The following is a 17,503-nucleotide window of genomic DNA, read 5'->3' as shown; positions in this document are numbered from 1 at the left end:
AACCCTATAATAGTTTGAGTTGAGATAATTCGTATACATATTATTTCTAGACTATGATTTAGTTTGTTTTAATAAATAGATACGAATAAACAAATAAAAGGAGGAAAATCATGCAGAAATCGAAATTATGGACAAAAGATTTTTTAGCGGTCTCATTGACCAGCTTTTTTGTTTTTGTCATTTTTTATATGTTAACTGTCACATTGCCGCTGTTTGCAACAGATGAACTTCATGCAAGTAAACAAAGCCTAGGGTTAATTGTGACAATTTTTTTAGTGTCCGGTATTGTGTTCAGACCGCTAGCCGGTAAGTGGATGACAACATTAGGACAAAAGAAAGTGCTATTGATAGGTGTCTTTATCTTTTTAATTGGTTCTATTTTATATATGAATATTCACTCATTATCTGCGCTGCTGCTGCTGCGTGTGCTTCATGGTATTGGTTTTGGAATGAGCACAACTGCTACAGGAGCAATCGTTGCAAATGTAATCCCAGAACAGAGAAAAGGCGAAGGGATGGGGTACTATGCGACGTTCATGAACTTAGCGATGGTAGTAGGTCCGTTTGTAGGCTTAACGTTAACAAATACTTTGAGTCATACAGCGGTTTTTACCGTTGCGGTTGTATCTTCTGTTTTAGCAGTATTATGCAGTCTAGTACTTCGTGTACCTGAGGTGCAAGCTTCTTCTGCAACAAATGAAATACAGCCAGCTAAAGGTCTTGCGGCGTTTTTTGAATACCGTTCGCTGCCTATTTCTGTTGCTGGCCTTGTGGTAGCTTTTTCATATGCAAGTGTTATTTCGTTTGTGTCTATTTATGCAAAAGAAATGGGCTTTACGCAAGCTTCAAGCTTTTTCTTTGTTGTATACGCGGTGTGCTTATTAGCTTCTAGACCTTTTACTGGAAAATGGTTTGATCAATACGGAGAAAACAGCGTGGTATATCCGTCCATTTTATCTTTAGCCATCGGTATCTTTTTGCTTAGCCAAGCGACGACAAGCTGGGTGTTTTTATTAGCTGGAGCATTGATTGGATTAGGCTTTGGAACGATTACATCAAGTTTTCAATCCATTGCTGTAAAAAAAGCTTCTCCTCATCGCCGAGGTGTCGCCACAGCTACGTTTTTTGTGTTTTTTGACTCTGGAATGGGTTTAGGGTCCTTTTTATTAGGCATTTTATCCACGGCAGCCGGGTATAAAGGAATGTATGTATTCTGTTCTGTTGTTGCTCTTTTAGCTATAGCAGTATACCTTGTATTGCACGGCCGAAAAAGCCAGAAACAGCGCATTATTTCTCAAAATGAATCATTAGGAAAATAACATAAATAAAAAAAGGCGTGCTCAAGGGGAGCATGCCTTTTTTATTTATAGAGCTCTAAAGAAAACGGCTGTGAGCATATCGATATAGAAGCCCTCCTGATTTTTTTAGAGATTTCTTTTATTCCACTTCTTCTTTTGTAATCCACTCACTGGACCATGTCTGAATTTCCTGAATTACCGGCGCTAGTGCTAATCCTTTGTTGGATAATGAATACTCGATTCGAACTGGAGTTTCCGGAATAACCGTACGAATGACGATTCCTTCATGCTCTAGTTCTTTTAAGCGCTCGGATAAGAGCCTTCCGCTTACTGGAAGTGCTTCTTGCATTTGAGAAAACCGCTGTGATCCGGAAAGCAGCTGAAAAATGATCAAACTCGTCCAACGTTTCGTTAGTATAGTAACAGCCTTTTCAAAACGCGGGCAGAGTGCTAAACCGTCCATGTTATTACCTCCATTCTCTTCCTATATTATAAAACAAAGTCAGCATTTTATCTAGTGTTGTGTAATTTAATTACTTAAAGAACATAAATTACTTTACGTTTTTACGTTTTAATTATATAATTCATATAATTAAGGAAGTTAATTACTAAAAGTAACAAATAGAACATAAAAGCTTTACAAGATAAATTTATCGTCATATAATACTTTAAGCAAGTAAAGTTACTTACTTTTAGTAAGCTGATACATCAATTAAAAAAGATAAATGTAGTGAAGTGCTAGAAAAAATAGTTGTTCATGTGAGAGATTGAGCAAAATGTGAAAATAGTAGATAAGTGAAAGACACATTAGAGGAGGAAATGACTGTGATTAACGAAAAAGTTGTTTCAATTTTAAAAGATAAAATTAACGTAGTAAAAAATGATGATCATTTTATTTATATAGTAGGACCTATCACGCTTCCTGTGAATCTAGATGGTGAGACACAAGTATTTAGTTGGTATTCATGGCTGCGTTCTGATAATGTAAAAGAAGGATCTTTAAGTACGGAAGAGCTTATTGAAAAAATGCAAGGAGCTAATTTAGCTGACATGCAGCAATCGAGTGTTCTTGTGTACGGAGATTTTCAAGAATCGCATGAGGCACTCATTCGTATGCACAGTATCTGCCATACGGGAGATATATTCGGAAGCAAACGCTGCGACTGCGGTTTTCAATTAAAACAATCGATGAAAATGATCGTCGAAAATGGAAGCGGAGCGCTATTTTATTTAGCAAATCATGAAGGGCGCGGTATTGGCCTATTCAGCAAAGCAATGGCATACGTTCTTCAAGAAAACGGATTTGATACGGTAGAAGCGAATGAAGGGTTAGGATTTGAAGATGATACTCGCAGCTATAGTGATGCCATCAGCGTGTTAAAAGTGCTGCGCCAAAAACCGGTTACGCTGATTACCAATAATCCGAAAAAGCTAATCGCGCTTGAGAAAAACGGCGCACTTTTATCAGGGCGCGTTCCACTTTGGGGAGATGTATCTCAGTTTAATGAAAAGTATTTAGATACTAAAGTTAAACGTTCAGGACACTTAAAAGAGGAGGTTCTTCTTTGATCAATCACGAATTTTATATGAATATAGCTTTACAAAACGCAAAAGCAACAAAAGGACAAACAGAGCCAAATCCGCTTGTAGGATCGGTCATTGTAAACGATAATCGAATCGTTGGAATTGGGACGCATTTAAAAGCTGGCGAACCGCACGCTGAAATTCACGCGCTGCGAATGGCTGGCGAACAAGCAAAAGGGGCAACTGCTTACGTAACGCTAGAGCCTTGTTCACACCACGGACGTACGGGTCCTTGTGCTGAAGCGCTAGTTGAAGCCGGTGTAAAAAAAGTGATCATAGCAACTTTAGACCCCAATCCTTTAGTAGCAGGTAATGGAGTTAAAATTTTAGAAAACGCAGGCATTGAGGTCATAACAGGTGTATGTGAAGAAGAGTCACGTCAAATGAATGAGGTCTTCAATAAGTATATTGTAACGAAGAAGCCGTTTGTTTCATTAAAGTCAGCGATTACGTTAGACGGTAAAATAGCAACTGCTTCTTCTCACAGCAAGTGGATTACGTCTGAGGAAGCTCGTTTGGATGTACATCAGCTGCGTCATGAAACAGCGGGTATCTTAGTAGGGGTGAATACGGTCATTAAGGACAACCCAGAGCTGACAACTCGCATTGAAGGCGGCCGCAGTCCAATTCGTATTGTGATGGATTCAAAGCTGCGCATGCCGCTTGAATCTAAGCTAGCAACGGATTCTTTAGCTCCAACGTGGGTATTTGCAAGTCAGGGCTATTCAAAAGAAAAAAAAGAACAGCTCGAAAAGCAAGGCGTCGAAGTATTTGTTACAAGCGGTGAGGACAAAGTAAATCTTGAAGACATGCTTTCTATACTAGGTGAGAAATTTGTGTCGTCTCTTTTAATTGAAGGAGGGGGCGAAGTGAATGCCGCATTCGTGGAAAATCGTTTAATTGATAAATTGGTGCTGTATATGGCTCCAAAGCTTTCAGGAGGAAAAGAAGCTCCTACTTTCCTAGAAGGAAAAGGCGTAGAGAAAATGTGGGACGCAGTGGACGTGGAGCGTCTTTCTGTGACGTCAATCGGCAAAGACTTTAAATTTGTTGGATATCCTGTTTATAAATAAAAATGTGAATGAGAATGGAACAAAAATATGTTAGTTGAAGGAAGATCCGAACGATTTATCGTTCGGATTTTTTGCTGTTATGGTGAACAGAGGTTTCATGGATGCAGATGCTTTTAGCGGTTGATTGGAGGGCGAAGCGAAGTCTTGCACGAAAATCAACGGCGGTGTGACAAGTAGTCCAGATTATTTATCCTATTTGTTCGTCTTTAGATTGGATTGATGTAGTTATGTCTCAATCACGTTTTTTTTAGGGGATTTTTTAGAGAAGAGGAATCATACACTATTTTACTCTTATAGATTAATTTGCTATTATAGGGAATGGTCAATTTCGAAACATCGTATAAATTTTTAACGTGTTTACAGTTGACTATCTAAATAAAAGCACTATATGTTTATAGAGAGAATATATTATGTGAAAGTAAGGGTGAGAAAAGAGATGAGAGAGTATAGAATTGGGAGTGTTATGAGAGACCTTCGCAAAATGGCAGGGTTGACACAACAAGAATTATCAAGAGACATTTGTACACAAGCGCAAATCAGCAAAATTGAAAACGGTGAAGAATATCCATCAAGCATTACCCTCTATAAAATTTCTAAGCGCCTTGGCGTAGATGTTAACTACTTTTTTGATAGTGTAGAATCACCTCGACTTGATTACGTAGATGCGGTTCAATCGTTAATTCGTCAATATATTCGTCAGAGAGATTATGATGCTATTCATAATATCATTGTAAAAGAAAAAGAAAGTCCTCTGTTTCAAAACCCGCTGAACAAGCAATTTTTAATGTGGCACGAAGGGATTTGCGTGTATTACATTCATCACAACAAAGAAGATGCGCTGTCTAAAATGTACCAAGCGATCGAGCTTACTAAGCAATCGGCAACGTTTTATAAAGAAAGAGAAATTGAAATTTTAAATAGCATTGGGATTATTCTTTATGAAGAGAAAGAGTATGAACAGGCTCTAGATACATATCAAACAGCACTCAAAAGCTTAAATGAGCTGCCCCAAACAAAAGACGAAAATATAAAAATTAGAATTTTAAATGCACTTGCCAAAACGCTTGGAGATATGAGTAACTATGATGAATCATTAATATATAGCAATCGAGGAATCGATTTGTGCATTAGTAACGAATCAATGTATTTATTTGGAGAACTTCATTACCAAGCAGGAGAGAGCTTAATCAAATTAGGTAAAATTGAACAAGGTAAAGAATATATGGAAAAGTCTATGACCATTTTCACCCTGCAACGAAATGAGCGATTCGTCAAGCTAGTAGAAAAAGAACTTGAAGCTCTATTTGTTTAAAATATTCCTATCATTATAATTTTTGAGAAATTTCTATCAAAATGGAGAAAATCCATGGTTTTAAGGCGATAAATGCTGATAGAAAGGAATTCATCTACTTTTATCCTGTGATACACTAGAGTCAAATCAAAGAAAGAGGAGGAAATAATTATGAAAAAAGTATTAGTCGGTATGGCATTAGCATTTACATTAGTAGCAGGTGTTGCTTCAGTTGGAACAAGCGTAGCAACAGGAGATTTTTCAACATTAGGTCTTCCTAGCCAACATTAATAAGAAAAAGCCGTGCTTCTTAGCACGGCTTTTTCTTATTGTGTTTTACTTGACTGATCTTTGTTGCGTTTGTTTCCTTTTGAATTATCTCCGCTTGAAATTTCTTCACCCATTTCAACAAGATGGTGCTGCGTTTTTGGGTTACTTTGATTAGCGCTTCCTTTGTTATTCTTTTTAGTCATCTTCATTCTCCTTTAAAACGATGGCAATGCATCGAGATTATTTGTTTTGTCATGGTCAGGAATGCTGCGAATATACGTACCGCCGTCTTTCCCTACAAAGGTACTCACATGCTCAACGTCCCCGGCTTCTACTTTCTTTAACGCTTCTTCATAGGTTAAAACGTCTCCTGAAGCCGTTTGGAATTCTAAGAGGTCGCCGTCTGCATTTTTACGTACTGCAACGAAACGTTCTTTCATACAAATAAACACCTTCCTTTACATCTATATGGTTGCTGAAATAGTCGTTTTTATTCATTATAAAAAGTGATAAGGTAAAGAAAAGAGTGCAAAGGGGATAAAAAATGACAACATTTAATTGGCATGATCAAGCTCAAGACGAATGGAATCAAAAAGTCTCATTTTGGAATAGCCGAAGTGAAGAGATGTGGAAAAACGGAAGTCGGAAAACAGTGATTCCATTTATTCAAAAACATCTTAAATCAGGTGGTATAGTGGCAGACGTGGGCTGCGGTGATGGGTTTGGAACGTCTCTTCTAGCTGCTTCTGGATATAAAGCAGTCGGTCTTGATTTATCGGAAGAAATGATTCAAAAAGCATCCCAGCTGCATAAAAGTGAAAATTTGTCGTTCGCTCAAGCTGATATTATGCAGCTTCCGCTGTCTTCTGAATCAGTAGAAGGGGTTATGGTAATCAACGCCCTAGAATGGACGGAGCACCCGCGATTAGCTTTGAAGGAATTGCACCGAGTTGTAAAAACAGGAGGATACGCATGTGTAGGTATTCTTGGACCAACTGCTCAGCCTCGTACCAATAGTTTTCAAAGACTATATGGTGAAGACGTTATTTGCAACACGATAATGCCGTGGGAGTTTGAACAGCTTGCAAAAGAAAATGGATGGGAAGTAATCGATGGCGAAGGTGTATATAAGCGAAATGTTCCAGATAAGCTGATTGGACAGCTCCCAAATGAATTAAAGCAAGCCTTAACGTTTCTATGGCTATTTATGCTTAAGAAACAATAAAATCAGCACACCTCTCCTTATATGTAGCTGTACAAAGGGTACACTACAAACTGGAGGTGAGTGACATGAGTAAAATTAAAAAAGACCGCTCAAAATCAGAGCTGGGTTCACCAAATGTAGAAGGACAAGGGACGACCACTTCTGAACAAGGTGTTCAAAGCAGTTCAGCTAACAAAAAGCAGAAGCGTTCATAACAAAAATAAAACGAACTTGCAGGGAGAACAACGAGCTCTCTGCAAGTTCGTTTTATTTTTGGTGTCAGCTTTATAAATAAGAAGGTGTTGTGTGCAAGAATATAGATAGCTTATAATAAAATTTGAGCCAATAATTGTAATTTTCTACAAGCTTGGTTTACAGTCGATGTAAAGTGGAGGTGTAATAAATGGTAAATAAAAGATGTTTACCGGATACTGCAGCGTCTCATGCAAAGCCTGATATTAGAAAGGCGATACTTTGCATGGGGTGGACGGTTTAGTAATAGAACATCGCCTAACCGCGCATATCTCATTTCTAATATATACGGCTTTGCCCCTTATTGTATAAGCAAAACCACATAAGGAGCTGGCAGAAATGACGTATGTAAAAGCAACAAATATTTTACCTGAAGAGCTGATTAGTGAAATTCAAAAATACATTCAAGGAGAAACCATTTATATTCCAAAGCCGCAGAAGGCAAAAAGAAAATGGGGAACTTGCTCTGGTGGAAGAAAGTTGATTGACGAGCGAAACGAACGGATTAGGAATTTGTTTAAAAAAGGAACTTCAATTGAGGAACTAGCCCGTGAATACTTTTTATCAACCGAAACCATCAAAAAAATTGTATATAAAAAGCAACGGTAGAAATCAAGCGCTGGCAACTGAATGCCCGCGCTTTTTTAGGTATAGTTTATTTCTGATTTATTTTTTACATTTCGTAAAAGGAATCCGTACTGTAAAGTAAAAAGTAGCTGATTAAATGAAGAAGGAGTGAAGAACGTGGAAGCGTTTATAAGAAATGATCAATATAATTTTATCAAAAGCCAAACGCAAATCCTTATCAATGGGCATGGAACAGTAAACAATTCCGATGTGCTGCAGGCTTTAAAAGCTCTTGCAAAAGAAAAAGTATTAAATGTGTTTGATGTGCTTAGCGAGGAACAAGAAGAAGTGCTGCTGTCAGTTGCTGAAGTTAGAAATAAAGAGCAAGCAGAGGTGTTTTTAGAAACGATAAATCCTTACGTGATTCCATTTAAATCTTTTACGGAAGCTGGCGTGAAAAAGCTATTTCCAAAAGTGAAAAAGTTAAAAGTTCCGTCTGCTGACAGCATTGATCTAACGAGCATTTCCTATGTCAGCTGGATCGATAAAGGCTCAAACAGAAAGTTTATCGTAGCGCAGGATCCGGATACCCAGAAGTTAAAAGGTATTCAAGGAACGTTTAAACCTATCAATCAGAAGGGAATATGCACGCTCTGCCACAGCTACGAGGAAGTCGGTATGTTCACTGCTGAAATCAAAGGAACTGTTCAAGGGACATTTACACAACGAGGAAATTATATTTGTCAAGATAGCGAAGCATGTAATCAAAATTTGCTTACCTTAGAGCGGCTTCATGATTTTATGTTAAGGCTTAGTAAATAACATGCGCCTAATAAGAAGAATACAAAAAGAGAAGGTTCAGCCTCTATACTTTTGGTGAGACTGAGCCTTCTTTGTCTATCTGTTTTTCTCGATTGGATTGTCACGATAGCTAATCCAATCGCTCCAGCTGCCGGCATATAATTTTACATTTGGAAAACCTGCTGATTTTAAAGCTAAAACGTTAGGGCAAGCAGATACACCCGATCCGCAGTATACAATGATTTCAGCGTGAGAATCAATAGCTGAAAACATTTCCTTCCACTCTTTATCTGTTTTCCATAAACCTTCTGAAGTTAACACATCTTGCCAGAAAGAATGAATGGCGCCTGGGATATGTCCTGCTACAGGATCAATGGGTTCCTCTAAGCCGAGATATCTCTTTTTTTCACGAGAGTCGATAAGAACAACATTAGGGTTATGAAGATTCTCTTTTACGTATTCAACTCCTGCAAGTCCCCAATCTTGTTGCACGAAAGGTACAAACGTTTGAGGAGAACCTTCTGGTACGTTCTTCGTTGTTTCATATCCCGATTGCTTCCAGTTATTAAAACCTCCATTTAAAATTTGTACGTCTTCAATTCCTATATATCGCAGTAGCCACCATGCTCTTGAAGCCATCATTCCGTTTTGTTCATCATAAACGACGACTTTTGAATCAACATTAATTCCTAAATTGCCCAGCTTCTGAGCTAGCTTTTGAACGTCAGGCAGCGGGTGTCTTCCTCCGTGCAAAGTAGCCACAGAAGACAGATCTTTTTCTAAATCCAAATAATGAGCATCCGGGAGGTGCTCATTTTGATAAGCGCTTGCGCCTGCCTCAGAATTCCCAAGGGTAAATCGGCAGTCAAGCAACACAATGGAGTGTTGGGGTTGCTGTAATGCAGTATGTAAGTCAGCTGGTGAAATAATAGTATTCATAACATTCACATCCTTTTACCAAAATTCTAGTTGAAATAACTAAAAATGAAAAGCGTTATATATAAATTACGGCAAAGCCATTTTGTTTTCCTTCAATTATTCCCCATAGAATAATTGACCATTTTAACGCTTATCTGATGCAGAGCGAAATGCTCCTGTGCTACAGTTATAATAAGAGTTACATAGTGTAAGTCAAATGCTCAGCGTAATGTCATACCTACTATTGATGAGAAGGAGAGAGAAAGATGCAAACAAATGAAAAAAAAGAATTTAAACTGATCGCACTAGATATGGATGGAACGCTGCTGAACAATCAGCAAGAAATTTCTACAGAAAATCGTCAGGCCATTGCTAAAGCCCAAGAACAAGGTGTTCATGTGGTGCTCAGCACGGGGCGATCTCTTTTAACATGCCGTGAATATGCGCAGTCTCTACAGCTATCTTCTTACCTTATTACAGTGAACGGAAGTGAAATTTGGGATGAATCTGGAGAGCTTGTAGAACGAAAGTTAATTGATGCTTCTTCCATCGAGAAGATGTGGAATTTAACGCAAGAGCATAAGCTTAACTTTTGGGCTGTGACTACGGATAAAGTGTGGAGAGACGAATTTCCAGAAGATATTGCCTCACAGGAATGGCTGAAGTTTGGCTACGATATTCCAGATGATGCTTTACGAGAAGAAGTGCTGAAACAAATAGCAGGCATTTCAGATTTTGAAATTAGCAACTCTAGTTTAACGAATCTAGAAATTAATGCACTTGGTATCAATAAAGCAAAAGGGATTATGACCGTATGTGAACGTTTGGGCATTTCAATGGATGAAGTCATTGCTATGGGAGACAGCTTAAACGATATGGCTATGATTGAAGCGGCAGGATGTGGAATTGCCATGGGAAATGCTCAGGAAGCTGTAAAAGAAGCAGCGGACTGGGTGACAGATACAAATGTCAATAACGGAGTAGCGAAGGCTATCAGCCACTGGGTGCTGAAATAACAGCAGCTCTACATGTTGCACCACTTAACTGCTTCCCGCATAAACTGATACTGGATGCCTCCCTTAGAGTTCGTCTTATACGTATATATAAGGAGAAGCCATCTAGTTAAGGAGTGGGGAGTATGAGTGATTTATCATTAGACAAGCTGTTACAAAAAGCAGAAAATAAGTTGCAAGATGTACATGAAATAGTGCAAGAAAAAGCGTACGATCTCATTGGGCAAGCATATAAAGAAAGCATATTTGTTAGTATCACTGAAGGATTTAGATCGATAGAGCATCAGCACAGACTATATTCACAAGGCCGAACAACACCAGGAAGTATTGTGACTAATGCCAAAGGCGGCTATTCTTATCATAACTATGGACTAGCTTTTGACATTGCGCTGCTTGATAACGACGGAAAAGTTGACTGGACCATTGATCGAAGATGGAACAAAGCGGGAGAGATAGGAAAAAGGATTGGGTTGGAATGGGGAGGAGATTGGACAAGCTTAAAAGATTACCCTCATTTTCAATATACATTCGGTTTATCTTTGTCGGAGCTTCGAAGTGGAAAAGTACCTAAAACACAGACGCCAAAGGCTTCAAGCATGTTAATTAAATACGGAGATCGAGGAAATCACGTACAGTTAATTCAGCGTATGCTTATTCACTTAGGTTATTCTCTTTTTGGAGGCGCAGACGGTATATTCGGGTCTTCCACTTTCAAAGCGGTAAAAGATTTTCAACAAGCACTTTATCTGCAGGTAGATGGAATAGTTGGACCGAAGACACTCGAAAAACTCTACAATAATTTTAATAAAACTATGTTCTAAATAACCATAAAAAACCGATAACGAGAAAAGGAAGAAAAGAGATGGATGGAAATCGTCTCCTTTCTTCCTTTTCTGTAGTTATAGTAGAAAAACTGAAATTTATAAAGAAATAAAAAAGATTTTCTAAGCGTAAGAAACGTTCACGTGATCTAACTGGATAACATTGCTCAACAACACGATATCTTTATATATTTCACTTTTTACAGAGGCGTTTGAACAGTTTTGATAGTCTTTCAACAAGCGGCCAAGTTCTTTAATAAATAACAACGTCTCTTGTTCATTAATCATAGTCAAAACTCCTTGTTTAGAAATGAATCCAGGTCATTATATAGGAATTCTATCATATCTATACGCACCTGTTGACAAAAAAAGTTCGTCAATTTTTTTGTATGAAGAAGAAATTTAGGGATATGTGGAATACGTTCGACTCTCTCATTTTATCTATATGCAGCTTGTCTAAAAATATGAGAGTAGTTATAGTAATATTTACTCCTAATCATGCAACTTAAAACCTATTTTAGAGGTTATCCGTAAATTCCCTCTATTGTAGAGCGATGGAACAAAAAAAGAATGCCTCTTTTTGTATCTTTAGTATGATAACGTTTTGAAGAAATAAGACATATTTTTGAGTTTTAAGATGGATTTGGATTAGATCTTTTGACACGCTCTTTTTGTAGGAGAGGCATATTTACTTTCTATCAATGGAAATCGTAAAGCGCCAAAGAGTTTCTAAATCAGAAACTCTTTGGCGCTTAATTTTTTGGATAGGGGATGTGCAAAAGTTCTGGGACGGTCACAAAATGATATCCTTCTTGCTTAAGTCTAGGAATGATGGTATCCAGTGACTTTGCGGTGTTGGAAAGGTCCATGGTCCAATGGCCGCCGTCGTGCATCAAAACAATTGTTCCGGCGTGCATGTTCTTAAATACATTATTGGTAATTTCCGTTTCCGGGATTTGCTTCCAGTCCAATGAGTCAGAAGACCAGTTAATCGCATAGACATTTTCATTTGGCAGCTCGTTGATCATTTCTTGTGTTAAATTTCCATACGGAGGACGAAACAGCTGCGTTTCAAAACCGGTAATGTTTTTAATAATAGCCTGAGTTTTGGCAATTTCCCAGTGAAACTTTTCAGTAGATTCTTTTAGTAAATTGGGGTGCCAATAGGTATGAATCCCAACGGCATGACCTTCAGCTACCATTCTTTTCACCAGCTCAGGATGTTCGTGAGCTTTTGCCCCGATAAGAAAAAAGGTTGCTTTAATACCATGCTTTTTCAACTGATCCAATACATGTGGAGTAAAGCGAGGATCCGGTCCATCATCAAATGTTAGGGCGGTTTGCTTTAGTTGGTTATTACCTTGATAAAGCAAACGGTCACGCACTTCTACATTTTTTACTTGTTCCGCTTTACATAGTGCAGCAAGGGCTCCATTAAATAAGAAGCACAGTGTGAAAAGCAGTATGCTAATTCTTCGTATCATGTACATGCACGCTCCTTTCTAGGGCAAAGTATAACGTTATGATACCCGATTAAAAATTTTGTATGAAGCTGAATTTCCCTTTTGTGTCAAAACGTATGATATGCATGAAACAGCGCACTATAATAAACAGTTACTATTAGGTGAAGAAAGGAAAAAGCAGATGAAAAAAATAATGATTGCCGTAGCATTGATTTTTTCGCTAAGTTTATCTCCCTTAGCTGAATATATTTCCTATCACGATGACTATAACGTAAGTGCAAGGTCGTACCGGTCAGGGAAGCGGTCGTTTAATAGACAGCCAAGTGTTAGGCAAAATGAGCCGAGGTCTAATTTTTCAAACCGCAGAAATGGAACTGTAAATCGAGGGGTTACCCGTTCAAAACGAGGAGGGTTCGCTCGTGGACTGCTTTATGGCGGTCTAGCAGGGATGTTATTTGGCGGTTTGCTTGGTCATATGGGTGCACTGGGCGGGATTTTTGGGTTGTTAATTAACATTTTAGCTATTGTGCTTATAATTAATTTAATTCTGCGTTTATTCCGCCCTTCTCGTCGCGACAATAATTGGAGGTAGACCGTAATTGCTGTCATAAACTAATAAGAAAGCTCCATATAAATAAGAAAACGCTTTCTATAGTTAATCGAAAGGATGAAACGTATGTCAGCAAACAGACAGCGCAGCAAATACCTGGCGTTTTGCACAGAATGCGGTCTCCCAAACAGGTTAACATTGTTTCTTCTAAGACAGTACGTTGCGACAGACGAATATAGCGGATTTTACTGTGGGAATTGCGGAATTCGAAACGAATTTCCAGATTCGGTGATTGAATATATTAAAGAACTTTAAAAAAGCTGGGACAAAAAAATCCGAACGCGTTTGATTCTTGATGGAGAATCAAACGCGTTCGGATTTTTTCATTGGTAGGGTGAACGTAGGCTGTATGTAGGTGCTTCTAGCTGTTGATTGGAGGGTAGGGTGAAGACTTCTGGGGGAAAAGCGGAAGAGGTGAGACCCTGCAGGAGCAGCAGCGGCGAGGAGGCTCATCGGCCGCCCGCGGAAAGCAACGTCTTGTACGGAAATCAACAGTGGTGAAACAAGCGATCCATACTAGACCATTTATCTCGTTTGTTTGTCTGTAGATCGATTTTGTTATGTCTAAATCCCTTTATTTATTTGATAAAACTATGTTCTAAATGCAAATTAAAAAGAAAAACATAGCTGTGCACAAAGATAACTAAATACTTTTTTTCTTAAGGATAATCAATAAATTCCTCCCTTCAGGCTTGCTGATTAAGGGCAGTGTAAAACGATTTGTAAGAAGAGTAGGTATAATGAATAATTGTAAGACCTAACTAACATTTTTGATTGCAGAAAATCGATTGAACCATACTTTAGAAGGAAGCATATACTACATTAAAATTTTAGAAAACGGAGGAATTGACTAATGCCTGTTTCCGTCATTTTCAACCAAATAAATGTGGTAAGTATGGTTTCCAATTCAGTAATTGCTTCGGGTCAAAATAGCCAGCCAGATTGGAATTCCCAAGGTAAATTTAACTTAGGAAACGGATTTTCTGTAAATTCAGCTATACTGGGCAGTACGAATATCATTAATGATCAAGATGTTTGTGACATTCCAATTACCCAGCCGGAAAATATTAATCCTCAGCCAGTTTCTCAATTCTAGGGAAAAAGAAGATGAAAGAAGTTGAAAAAGTTGATTATAAAATTTACTAATCTTAATGTTACGTATATTTCTACTAATTCTGGTATTTTCACAGGGGAAAATACTCAATCAGATTGGCAAGTAAATTGGAAAAGTAATACAGGTTTTGGTGAAATAATCGGCTATAATAACTTTGCCTCTCAAATTGTAAATATCATTAACGATAATGACGTCGTTGATTCCTATTTTTCTGAAAATATAGATGTCAACAACGCCCCTGTTACACAAAGTTAAATGAGGAAAAACGGGTTCTGCAAATACCCGTTTAAGCACTCTATTAATTATTCTGTCAGAGTGGCGAGAATAGATTAGTAATAGAGTTAAACCATCTTTTATACAGATGGTTTTTTGCTAGCTTATTTTAGGATGTAATCGCAGCTATTAACATAGACTAAAAGGTAATGACAGGAATACTTTTATCGTAAATGGAGTAAGTATCATAGAAAAGACGTAAAAGCTCAAATGATTAAAGAGACGTTCAATTTGAGGTAAACAGATAAGAGTTTAGACATAAGATAATGTATTTTCAGTTTTATATTGAATGTGATGAAGCAAACTTCTGTCTGTGAGGTGTTGTCTATGGCTAATATTCACTATCATTCGATTAAAGTAAATAAAATTCAAAATAGTTCAGGCCTATTTTACGGCGTTAATATTCAATATAAGTGGAATCATAAAAGTCGAATTTCTGATGGTTTCGGAAAAGTAGTTGGTGATTCTAATAAAATTTTAAATAATACCACCATTGCAAAAATCCCTAAAAAGAATGATGAATAAAAACGTAGAGTCAATCCTCCTTTCTGACCTGTTCAAAAGAATCATTTATATCATCTTCACCAAGAACAAGATGTGTGTTATAGGATAGCTGATTATCATCTCCCAAAATTGTTCCAAAACCTGAATTACTGCTGCTGATCGTAGTTTCCCAATTTTGTTGCACATTCTTCCCTATAAAAACTCCTGCGTTGTTTTTAACCGCATTTACGGTGAGATCATCAAAAACGATCTGAGGAGAACGAAGATGTATTTTCATAATTCCTCCCGATACATATGAGACATTAATAGAAGTCATCTAATACACTATTATATGTTGTAGATGGGCTAAAAGTGTTAAATCAAATAAGGGGTCAAACTCTATGGATGAAAAGGTGCTGAATATACTCCAAAACATTGAAAAAAGGCTTACAGATTTAGAAAAAAACATGAATGAACTTTCAAAAAAAACGGTCCATTCTTTTCATTTAGATATAAAGAACGTTCAAACACTAAACTTGGACGAACTGTCTTATTATTTAGAGCACATTGATGTAAAAGAACTTAGTGGAACGTTGAATATTGGTAATACTTTTCCTTCGCAAACGAATCAATATCAAGCGCCAGGAAAGAAAGGTAAAAAAATAAAAAATGACTCTGATGTCAATCGAAAATCGGGTAGTCAGAATAATAAAGCAAAAAATAAAGAAAAGGGTCCTTCTGAAATATCAGTTAAAATTAATGAAAGAAGTGTCCCTTATACACTAACCCATATGGAAGAAATGAGGGAGCCTGATCAAGCTCTAGAATCAACTTTTAGCATAGGTGACATCCACATTGGCACAATTGAAGATGCTTCAGCTGTGAATTTTGGTAATAACTTTCCGACAAACTTCAGAAGTCATAAAAAAGTGAGTCAAGGATTTGGCAATATTTTAGGCAATCAAAATGACATTCATGACATCTTATCCTCTTTGGAAGAAAAAGATATATCAGAAGTATACAATGAAAGCCAAGACGGTAAGCCACCCCAGTGGCTGGACACAATGGTAGAAGAACAAACGAAGGAAATGGATGAAACAAAACTAAATGAAGATGAAAAGGGAGAATGAGCAATAGTATGTGAGTGTTGGATCTCAAAAGCCGTGTTGTTGATGCTGAATTTCTGAAAGAAAGCTTTAATTGCGGAATGAAGAAGAATTAGTAATAGAAAACCTGCTGCTCTAAACGAGCAGCAGGTTTTCTATTTTATTTCTCATTTGCTGCAGTTTTAACACAAAAAAGAGCATGCGTAATTTAATTGAATACTGGGACAGATCGGTTCTTTCATTCCCACAGATAAGGAGTCTCTTGGTAAACATAATAGTTCAACCAATTCATAAACAGCAGGTTGGCATGAGAACGCCATGTTTTTAAAGGATTTTTGTCAGGATCATTGTTTGGGAAATAGTGTTCCGGAAGCTTTGGTTCTAGCCCTTTTTCTGTATCTCGAAGAAATTCTTCTTGCAGTGTTTGAACGTCGTATTCTGGGTGTCCTGTAATGAAAACAAACTTTTCATCTTTAGACATCGCCATATAAACACCAGCTTCTTCAGAGTAGGAAAGAAGCTCAAGGTCAGGATGGTTTTTTACTTCATTCATGTCGACGTCGGTATGACGAGAATGAGGAGAATAAAAGACATCATCAAATCCTCGCAGCAGCTTAATCGGTTCTTCACTCGATACAACATGCGTAAATACACCCGTGCATTTATCAGAAAGAGGTCGCTTGTCAATGCCAAAGTGATGATAAAGTCCAGCTTGAGCTCCCCAACAGATATGAAGGGTAGAAGTCACATTTGTTTTACACCAATCCATAATTTCTTGAAGTTCTTTCCAGTAGTTTACTTCTTCAAATGGTATATGTTCTACAGGTGCTCCTGTAATAATCATTCCGTCATATTTTCGTTCTTTAATTTGTTCAAACGTTTTATAAAACTGATCTAGGTGATTTTTACTCGTTGTTTTGGCTTTATGACTTGCTGTGTAAAGAAGTGTAATATGCACTTGCAGCGGCGAGTTCCCGAGTAAACGTAATAATTGCGTTTCAGCTTTTTCTTTTTCCGGCATTAAGTTTAGGATAACAATATTAAGCGGGCGAATTTCTTGGTTAACCGCGCGTACGTCGTCCATAATGAAAATTCTCTCTTTTTCTAAAATTTCTTTTGCCGGAAGATCACGTGGAATATTAATAGGCAATAAAATTCCTCCTATTCGATTTCGAAGTAATGACGCGTATAAATGTTCTTTCTCACGTGAAAATGAGGTTCAACATTTATGTACAATATACTATTATAGGAATATACAGAATATTAAGCAATTGAATTTTGAAAAAAAAGAGCATTAATATGCGTAATGGCTAAAATGAAATGGTACAATAAGGTTAAACTGGAGCGTCGCTATGCTTTTTT

24 protein-coding genes are annotated in these 17,503 nt (G+C 37.5%); 16 read left to right on the top strand and 8 right to left on the bottom strand.

Annotated features, from left to right (window positions below; genetic code table 11):
- Positions 1-110 precede the first annotated feature (110 nt).
- Complete coding sequence (locus ACFX40_RS16525) at positions 111-1,319, top strand: MFS transporter (RefSeq protein WP_028408824.1); 1,209 nt, start codon at positions 111-113, stop codon at positions 1,317-1,319.
- A gap of 118 nt (positions 1,320-1,437) precedes the next feature.
- On the opposite strand, the gene ACFX40_RS16520 is transcribed toward ACFX40_RS16525, so the two are convergent.
- The gene (locus tag ACFX40_RS16520) at positions 1,438-1,761 is read right to left on the bottom strand and encodes a winged helix-turn-helix transcriptional regulator (RefSeq protein ID WP_028408823.1); all 324 of its coding nucleotides are present in this window, start codon (positions 1,759-1,761) and stop codon (positions 1,438-1,440) included.
- Positions 1,762-2,123: 362 nt separating this feature from the next.
- Between ACFX40_RS16520 and ACFX40_RS16515 the strand changes: the two genes are divergently transcribed.
- The 3 genes from ACFX40_RS16515 (at position 2,124) to ACFX40_RS16505 (ending at position 5,267) form a co-directional block, all read left to right on the top strand.
- Entirely contained in the window at positions 2,124-2,867 is a 744-nt protein-coding gene (locus tag ACFX40_RS16515; protein ID WP_013056667.1) for a GTP cyclohydrolase II, read from the top strand.
- A complete protein-coding gene (gene ribD / locus ACFX40_RS16510) occupies positions 2,864-3,955 on the top strand; it encodes a bifunctional diaminohydroxyphosphoribosylaminopyrimidine deaminase/5-amino-6-(5-phosphoribosylamino)uracil reductase RibD (RefSeq protein WP_060747433.1) in 1,092 nt (363 codons plus the stop codon). The genes ACFX40_RS16515 and ribD overlap by 4 nt, the downstream gene beginning before the upstream one ends.
- A gap of 436 nt (positions 3,956-4,391) precedes the next feature.
- Positions 4,392-5,267: a helix-turn-helix domain-containing protein gene (locus tag ACFX40_RS16505; protein WP_014460489.1), complete on the top strand. Its 876-nt coding sequence runs from the start codon at positions 4,392-4,394 to the stop codon at positions 5,265-5,267.
- 305 nt (positions 5,268-5,572) lie between these two features.
- Here ACFX40_RS16505 and ACFX40_RS16500 read toward each other — a convergent pair whose 3' ends face one another.
- Both ACFX40_RS16500 and ACFX40_RS16495 read right to left on the bottom strand, forming a co-directional pair.
- On the bottom strand, positions 5,573-5,719 hold the full coding sequence (locus ACFX40_RS16500) for a hypothetical protein (protein ID WP_013056671.1): 147 nt from the start codon (positions 5,717-5,719) through the stop codon (positions 5,573-5,575).
- A 12-nt stretch (positions 5,720-5,731) separates the two neighbouring features.
- A complete protein-coding gene (locus ACFX40_RS16495) occupies positions 5,732-5,956 on the bottom strand; it encodes a DUF3892 domain-containing protein (protein ID WP_013056672.1) in 225 nt (74 codons plus the stop codon).
- Between the two features lie 104 nt (positions 5,957-6,060).
- Between ACFX40_RS16495 and ACFX40_RS16490 the strand changes: the two genes are divergently transcribed.
- The 4 genes from ACFX40_RS16490 (at position 6,061) to ACFX40_RS16475 (ending at position 8,361) form a co-directional block, all read left to right on the top strand.
- Positions 6,061-6,741 carry a class I SAM-dependent methyltransferase gene (locus ACFX40_RS16490; protein ID WP_263034270.1) on the top strand — a complete coding sequence of 227 codons (681 nt, stop codon included), beginning with the start codon at positions 6,061-6,063 and terminating at the stop codon, positions 6,739-6,741.
- Positions 6,742-6,806: 65 nt separating this feature from the next.
- Complete coding sequence (locus tag ACFX40_RS16485) at positions 6,807-6,935, top strand: YuzL family protein (RefSeq protein ID WP_013056674.1); 129 nt, start codon at positions 6,807-6,809, stop codon at positions 6,933-6,935.
- A gap of 376 nt (positions 6,936-7,311) precedes the next feature.
- Complete coding sequence (locus ACFX40_RS16480) at positions 7,312-7,581, top strand: CD3324 family protein (RefSeq protein WP_377255607.1); 270 nt, start codon at positions 7,312-7,314, stop codon at positions 7,579-7,581.
- Between the two features lie 135 nt (positions 7,582-7,716).
- Positions 7,717-8,361: a FusB/FusC family EF-G-binding protein gene (locus tag ACFX40_RS16475; protein ID WP_263034269.1), complete on the top strand. Its 645-nt coding sequence runs from the start codon at positions 7,717-7,719 to the stop codon at positions 8,359-8,361.
- Positions 8,362-8,436: 75 nt separating this feature from the next.
- Here the strand turns inward: ACFX40_RS16475 and ACFX40_RS16470 are convergent, their stop codons facing one another.
- Complete coding sequence (locus tag ACFX40_RS16470) at positions 8,437-9,279, bottom strand: sulfurtransferase (RefSeq protein ID WP_377255604.1); 843 nt, start codon at positions 9,277-9,279, stop codon at positions 8,437-8,439.
- 245 nt (positions 9,280-9,524) lie between these two features.
- Between ACFX40_RS16470 and ACFX40_RS16465 the strand changes: the two genes are divergently transcribed.
- A complete protein-coding gene (locus ACFX40_RS16465; protein ID WP_028408816.1) occupies positions 9,525-10,274 on the top strand; it encodes a Cof-type HAD-IIB family hydrolase in 750 nt (249 codons plus the stop codon).
- Positions 10,275-10,396: 122 nt separating this feature from the next.
- Positions 10,397-11,092, top strand: a complete 696-nt coding sequence (locus ACFX40_RS16460; protein ID WP_028408815.1) for a peptidoglycan-binding protein — start codon at positions 10,397-10,399, stop codon at positions 11,090-11,092.
- Between the two features lie 123 nt (positions 11,093-11,215).
- On the opposite strand, the gene ACFX40_RS16455 is transcribed toward ACFX40_RS16460, so the two are convergent.
- Positions 11,216-11,380: a hypothetical protein gene (locus tag ACFX40_RS16455; protein WP_013056680.1), complete on the bottom strand. Its 165-nt coding sequence runs from the start codon at positions 11,378-11,380 to the stop codon at positions 11,216-11,218.
- Positions 11,381-11,844: 464 nt separating this feature from the next.
- On the bottom strand, positions 11,845-12,576 hold the full coding sequence (locus ACFX40_RS16450) for a polysaccharide deacetylase family protein (RefSeq protein ID WP_098249908.1): 732 nt from the start codon (positions 12,574-12,576) through the stop codon (positions 11,845-11,847).
- A gap of 160 nt (positions 12,577-12,736) precedes the next feature.
- Between ACFX40_RS16450 and ACFX40_RS16445 the strand changes: the two genes are divergently transcribed.
- The 5 genes from ACFX40_RS16445 (at position 12,737) to ACFX40_RS16425 (ending at position 15,077) form a co-directional block, all read left to right on the top strand.
- Positions 12,737-13,147 carry a hypothetical protein gene (locus tag ACFX40_RS16445; protein ID WP_028408813.1) on the top strand — a complete coding sequence of 137 codons (411 nt, stop codon included), beginning with the start codon at positions 12,737-12,739 and terminating at the stop codon, positions 13,145-13,147.
- Between the two features lie 84 nt (positions 13,148-13,231).
- Positions 13,232-13,420, top strand: coding sequence for a hypothetical protein (locus tag ACFX40_RS16440; protein ID WP_014460480.1), 189 nt, complete (start codon positions 13,232-13,234; stop codon positions 13,418-13,420).
- Between the two features lie 640 nt (positions 13,421-14,060).
- The gene (locus tag ACFX40_RS16435) at positions 14,061-14,261 is read left to right on the top strand and encodes a hypothetical protein (RefSeq protein ID WP_225049698.1); all 201 of its coding nucleotides are present in this window, start codon (positions 14,061-14,063) and stop codon (positions 14,259-14,261) included.
- Positions 14,262-14,282: 21 nt separating this feature from the next.
- Complete coding sequence (locus ACFX40_RS16430) at positions 14,283-14,534, top strand: hypothetical protein (RefSeq protein ID WP_034275938.1); 252 nt, start codon at positions 14,283-14,285, stop codon at positions 14,532-14,534.
- A gap of 345 nt (positions 14,535-14,879) precedes the next feature.
- Complete coding sequence (locus tag ACFX40_RS16425; RefSeq protein ID WP_028408811.1) at positions 14,880-15,077, top strand: hypothetical protein; 198 nt, start codon at positions 14,880-14,882, stop codon at positions 15,075-15,077.
- Positions 15,078-15,087: 10 nt separating this feature from the next.
- Here the strand turns inward: ACFX40_RS16425 and ACFX40_RS16420 are convergent, their stop codons facing one another.
- Positions 15,088-15,333, bottom strand: a complete 246-nt coding sequence (locus ACFX40_RS16420; protein ID WP_028408810.1) for a hypothetical protein — start codon at positions 15,331-15,333, stop codon at positions 15,088-15,090.
- Between the two features lie 103 nt (positions 15,334-15,436).
- Here ACFX40_RS16420 and ACFX40_RS16415 point away from each other — a divergent pair, with 103 nt between their 5' ends.
- Positions 15,437-16,165 (top strand): hypothetical protein, encoded by a 729-nt coding sequence (locus ACFX40_RS16415; protein WP_098331593.1) that lies wholly within the window; start codon positions 15,437-15,439, stop codon positions 16,163-16,165.
- 214 nt (positions 16,166-16,379) lie between these two features.
- On the opposite strand, the gene metA is transcribed toward ACFX40_RS16415, so the two are convergent.
- Positions 16,380-17,291: a homoserine O-acetyltransferase MetA gene (metA, locus tag ACFX40_RS16410; RefSeq protein WP_028408808.1), complete on the bottom strand. Its 912-nt coding sequence runs from the start codon at positions 17,289-17,291 to the stop codon at positions 16,380-16,382.
- Between the last annotated feature and the right edge of the window lie 212 nt (positions 17,292-17,503).

This window comes from Priestia sp. YIM B13552 (assembly GCF_042787775.1).
In the GTDB taxonomy this organism is placed as follows: domain Bacteria; phylum Bacillota; class Bacilli; order Bacillales; family Bacillaceae_H; genus Priestia; species Priestia megaterium_E.
Note: the sequence above shows the minus strand (reverse complement) of the source record. Positions and strands in the feature narration are given on the sequence as shown.

Excerpts from the sequence above, each read along its gene's own strand:
- ACFX40_RS16525 (WP_028408824.1), top strand. The coding sequence starts at position 111 with ATGCAGAAATCGAAATTATGGACAAAAGATTTTTTAGCGGTCTCATTG.
- ACFX40_RS16520 (WP_028408823.1), bottom strand. The coding sequence starts at position 1,761 with ATGGACGGTTTAGCACTCTGCCCGCGTTTTGAAAAGGCTGTTACTATA.
- ACFX40_RS16505 (WP_014460489.1), top strand. The coding sequence starts at position 4,392 with ATGAGAGAGTATAGAATTGGGAGTGTTATGAGAGACCTTCGCAAAATG.
- ACFX40_RS16500 (WP_013056671.1), bottom strand. The coding sequence starts at position 5,719 with ATGACTAAAAAGAATAACAAAGGAAGCGCTAATCAAAGTAACCCAAAA.
- ACFX40_RS16495 (WP_013056672.1), bottom strand. The coding sequence starts at position 5,956 with ATGAAAGAACGTTTCGTTGCAGTACGTAAAAATGCAGACGGCGACCTC.
- ACFX40_RS16490 (WP_263034270.1), top strand. The coding sequence starts at position 6,061 with ATGACAACATTTAATTGGCATGATCAAGCTCAAGACGAATGGAATCAA.
- ACFX40_RS16485 (WP_013056674.1), top strand. The coding sequence starts at position 6,807 with ATGAGTAAAATTAAAAAAGACCGCTCAAAATCAGAGCTGGGTTCACCA.
- ACFX40_RS16480 (WP_377255607.1), top strand. The coding sequence starts at position 7,312 with ATGACGTATGTAAAAGCAACAAATATTTTACCTGAAGAGCTGATTAGT.
- ACFX40_RS16470 (WP_377255604.1), bottom strand. The coding sequence starts at position 9,279 with ATGAATACTATTATTTCACCAGCTGACTTACATACTGCATTACAGCAA.
- ACFX40_RS16465 (WP_028408816.1), top strand. The coding sequence starts at position 9,525 with ATGCAAACAAATGAAAAAAAAGAATTTAAACTGATCGCACTAGATATG.
- ACFX40_RS16460 (WP_028408815.1), top strand. The coding sequence starts at position 10,397 with ATGAGTGATTTATCATTAGACAAGCTGTTACAAAAAGCAGAAAATAAG.
- ACFX40_RS16455 (WP_013056680.1), bottom strand. The coding sequence starts at position 11,380 with ATGATTAATGAACAAGAGACGTTGTTATTTATTAAAGAACTTGGCCGC.
- ACFX40_RS16450 (WP_098249908.1), bottom strand. The coding sequence starts at position 12,576 with ATGATACGAAGAATTAGCATACTGCTTTTCACACTGTGCTTCTTATTT.
- ACFX40_RS16445 (WP_028408813.1), top strand. The coding sequence starts at position 12,737 with ATGAAAAAAATAATGATTGCCGTAGCATTGATTTTTTCGCTAAGTTTA.
- ACFX40_RS16440 (WP_014460480.1), top strand. The coding sequence starts at position 13,232 with ATGTCAGCAAACAGACAGCGCAGCAAATACCTGGCGTTTTGCACAGAA.
- ACFX40_RS16435 (WP_225049698.1), top strand. The coding sequence starts at position 14,061 with ATGGTTTCCAATTCAGTAATTGCTTCGGGTCAAAATAGCCAGCCAGAT.
- ACFX40_RS16425 (WP_028408811.1), top strand. The coding sequence starts at position 14,880 with ATGGCTAATATTCACTATCATTCGATTAAAGTAAATAAAATTCAAAAT.
- ACFX40_RS16420 (WP_028408810.1), bottom strand. The coding sequence starts at position 15,333 with ATGAAAATACATCTTCGTTCTCCTCAGATCGTTTTTGATGATCTCACC.
- ACFX40_RS16415 (WP_098331593.1), top strand. The coding sequence starts at position 15,437 with ATGGATGAAAAGGTGCTGAATATACTCCAAAACATTGAAAAAAGGCTT.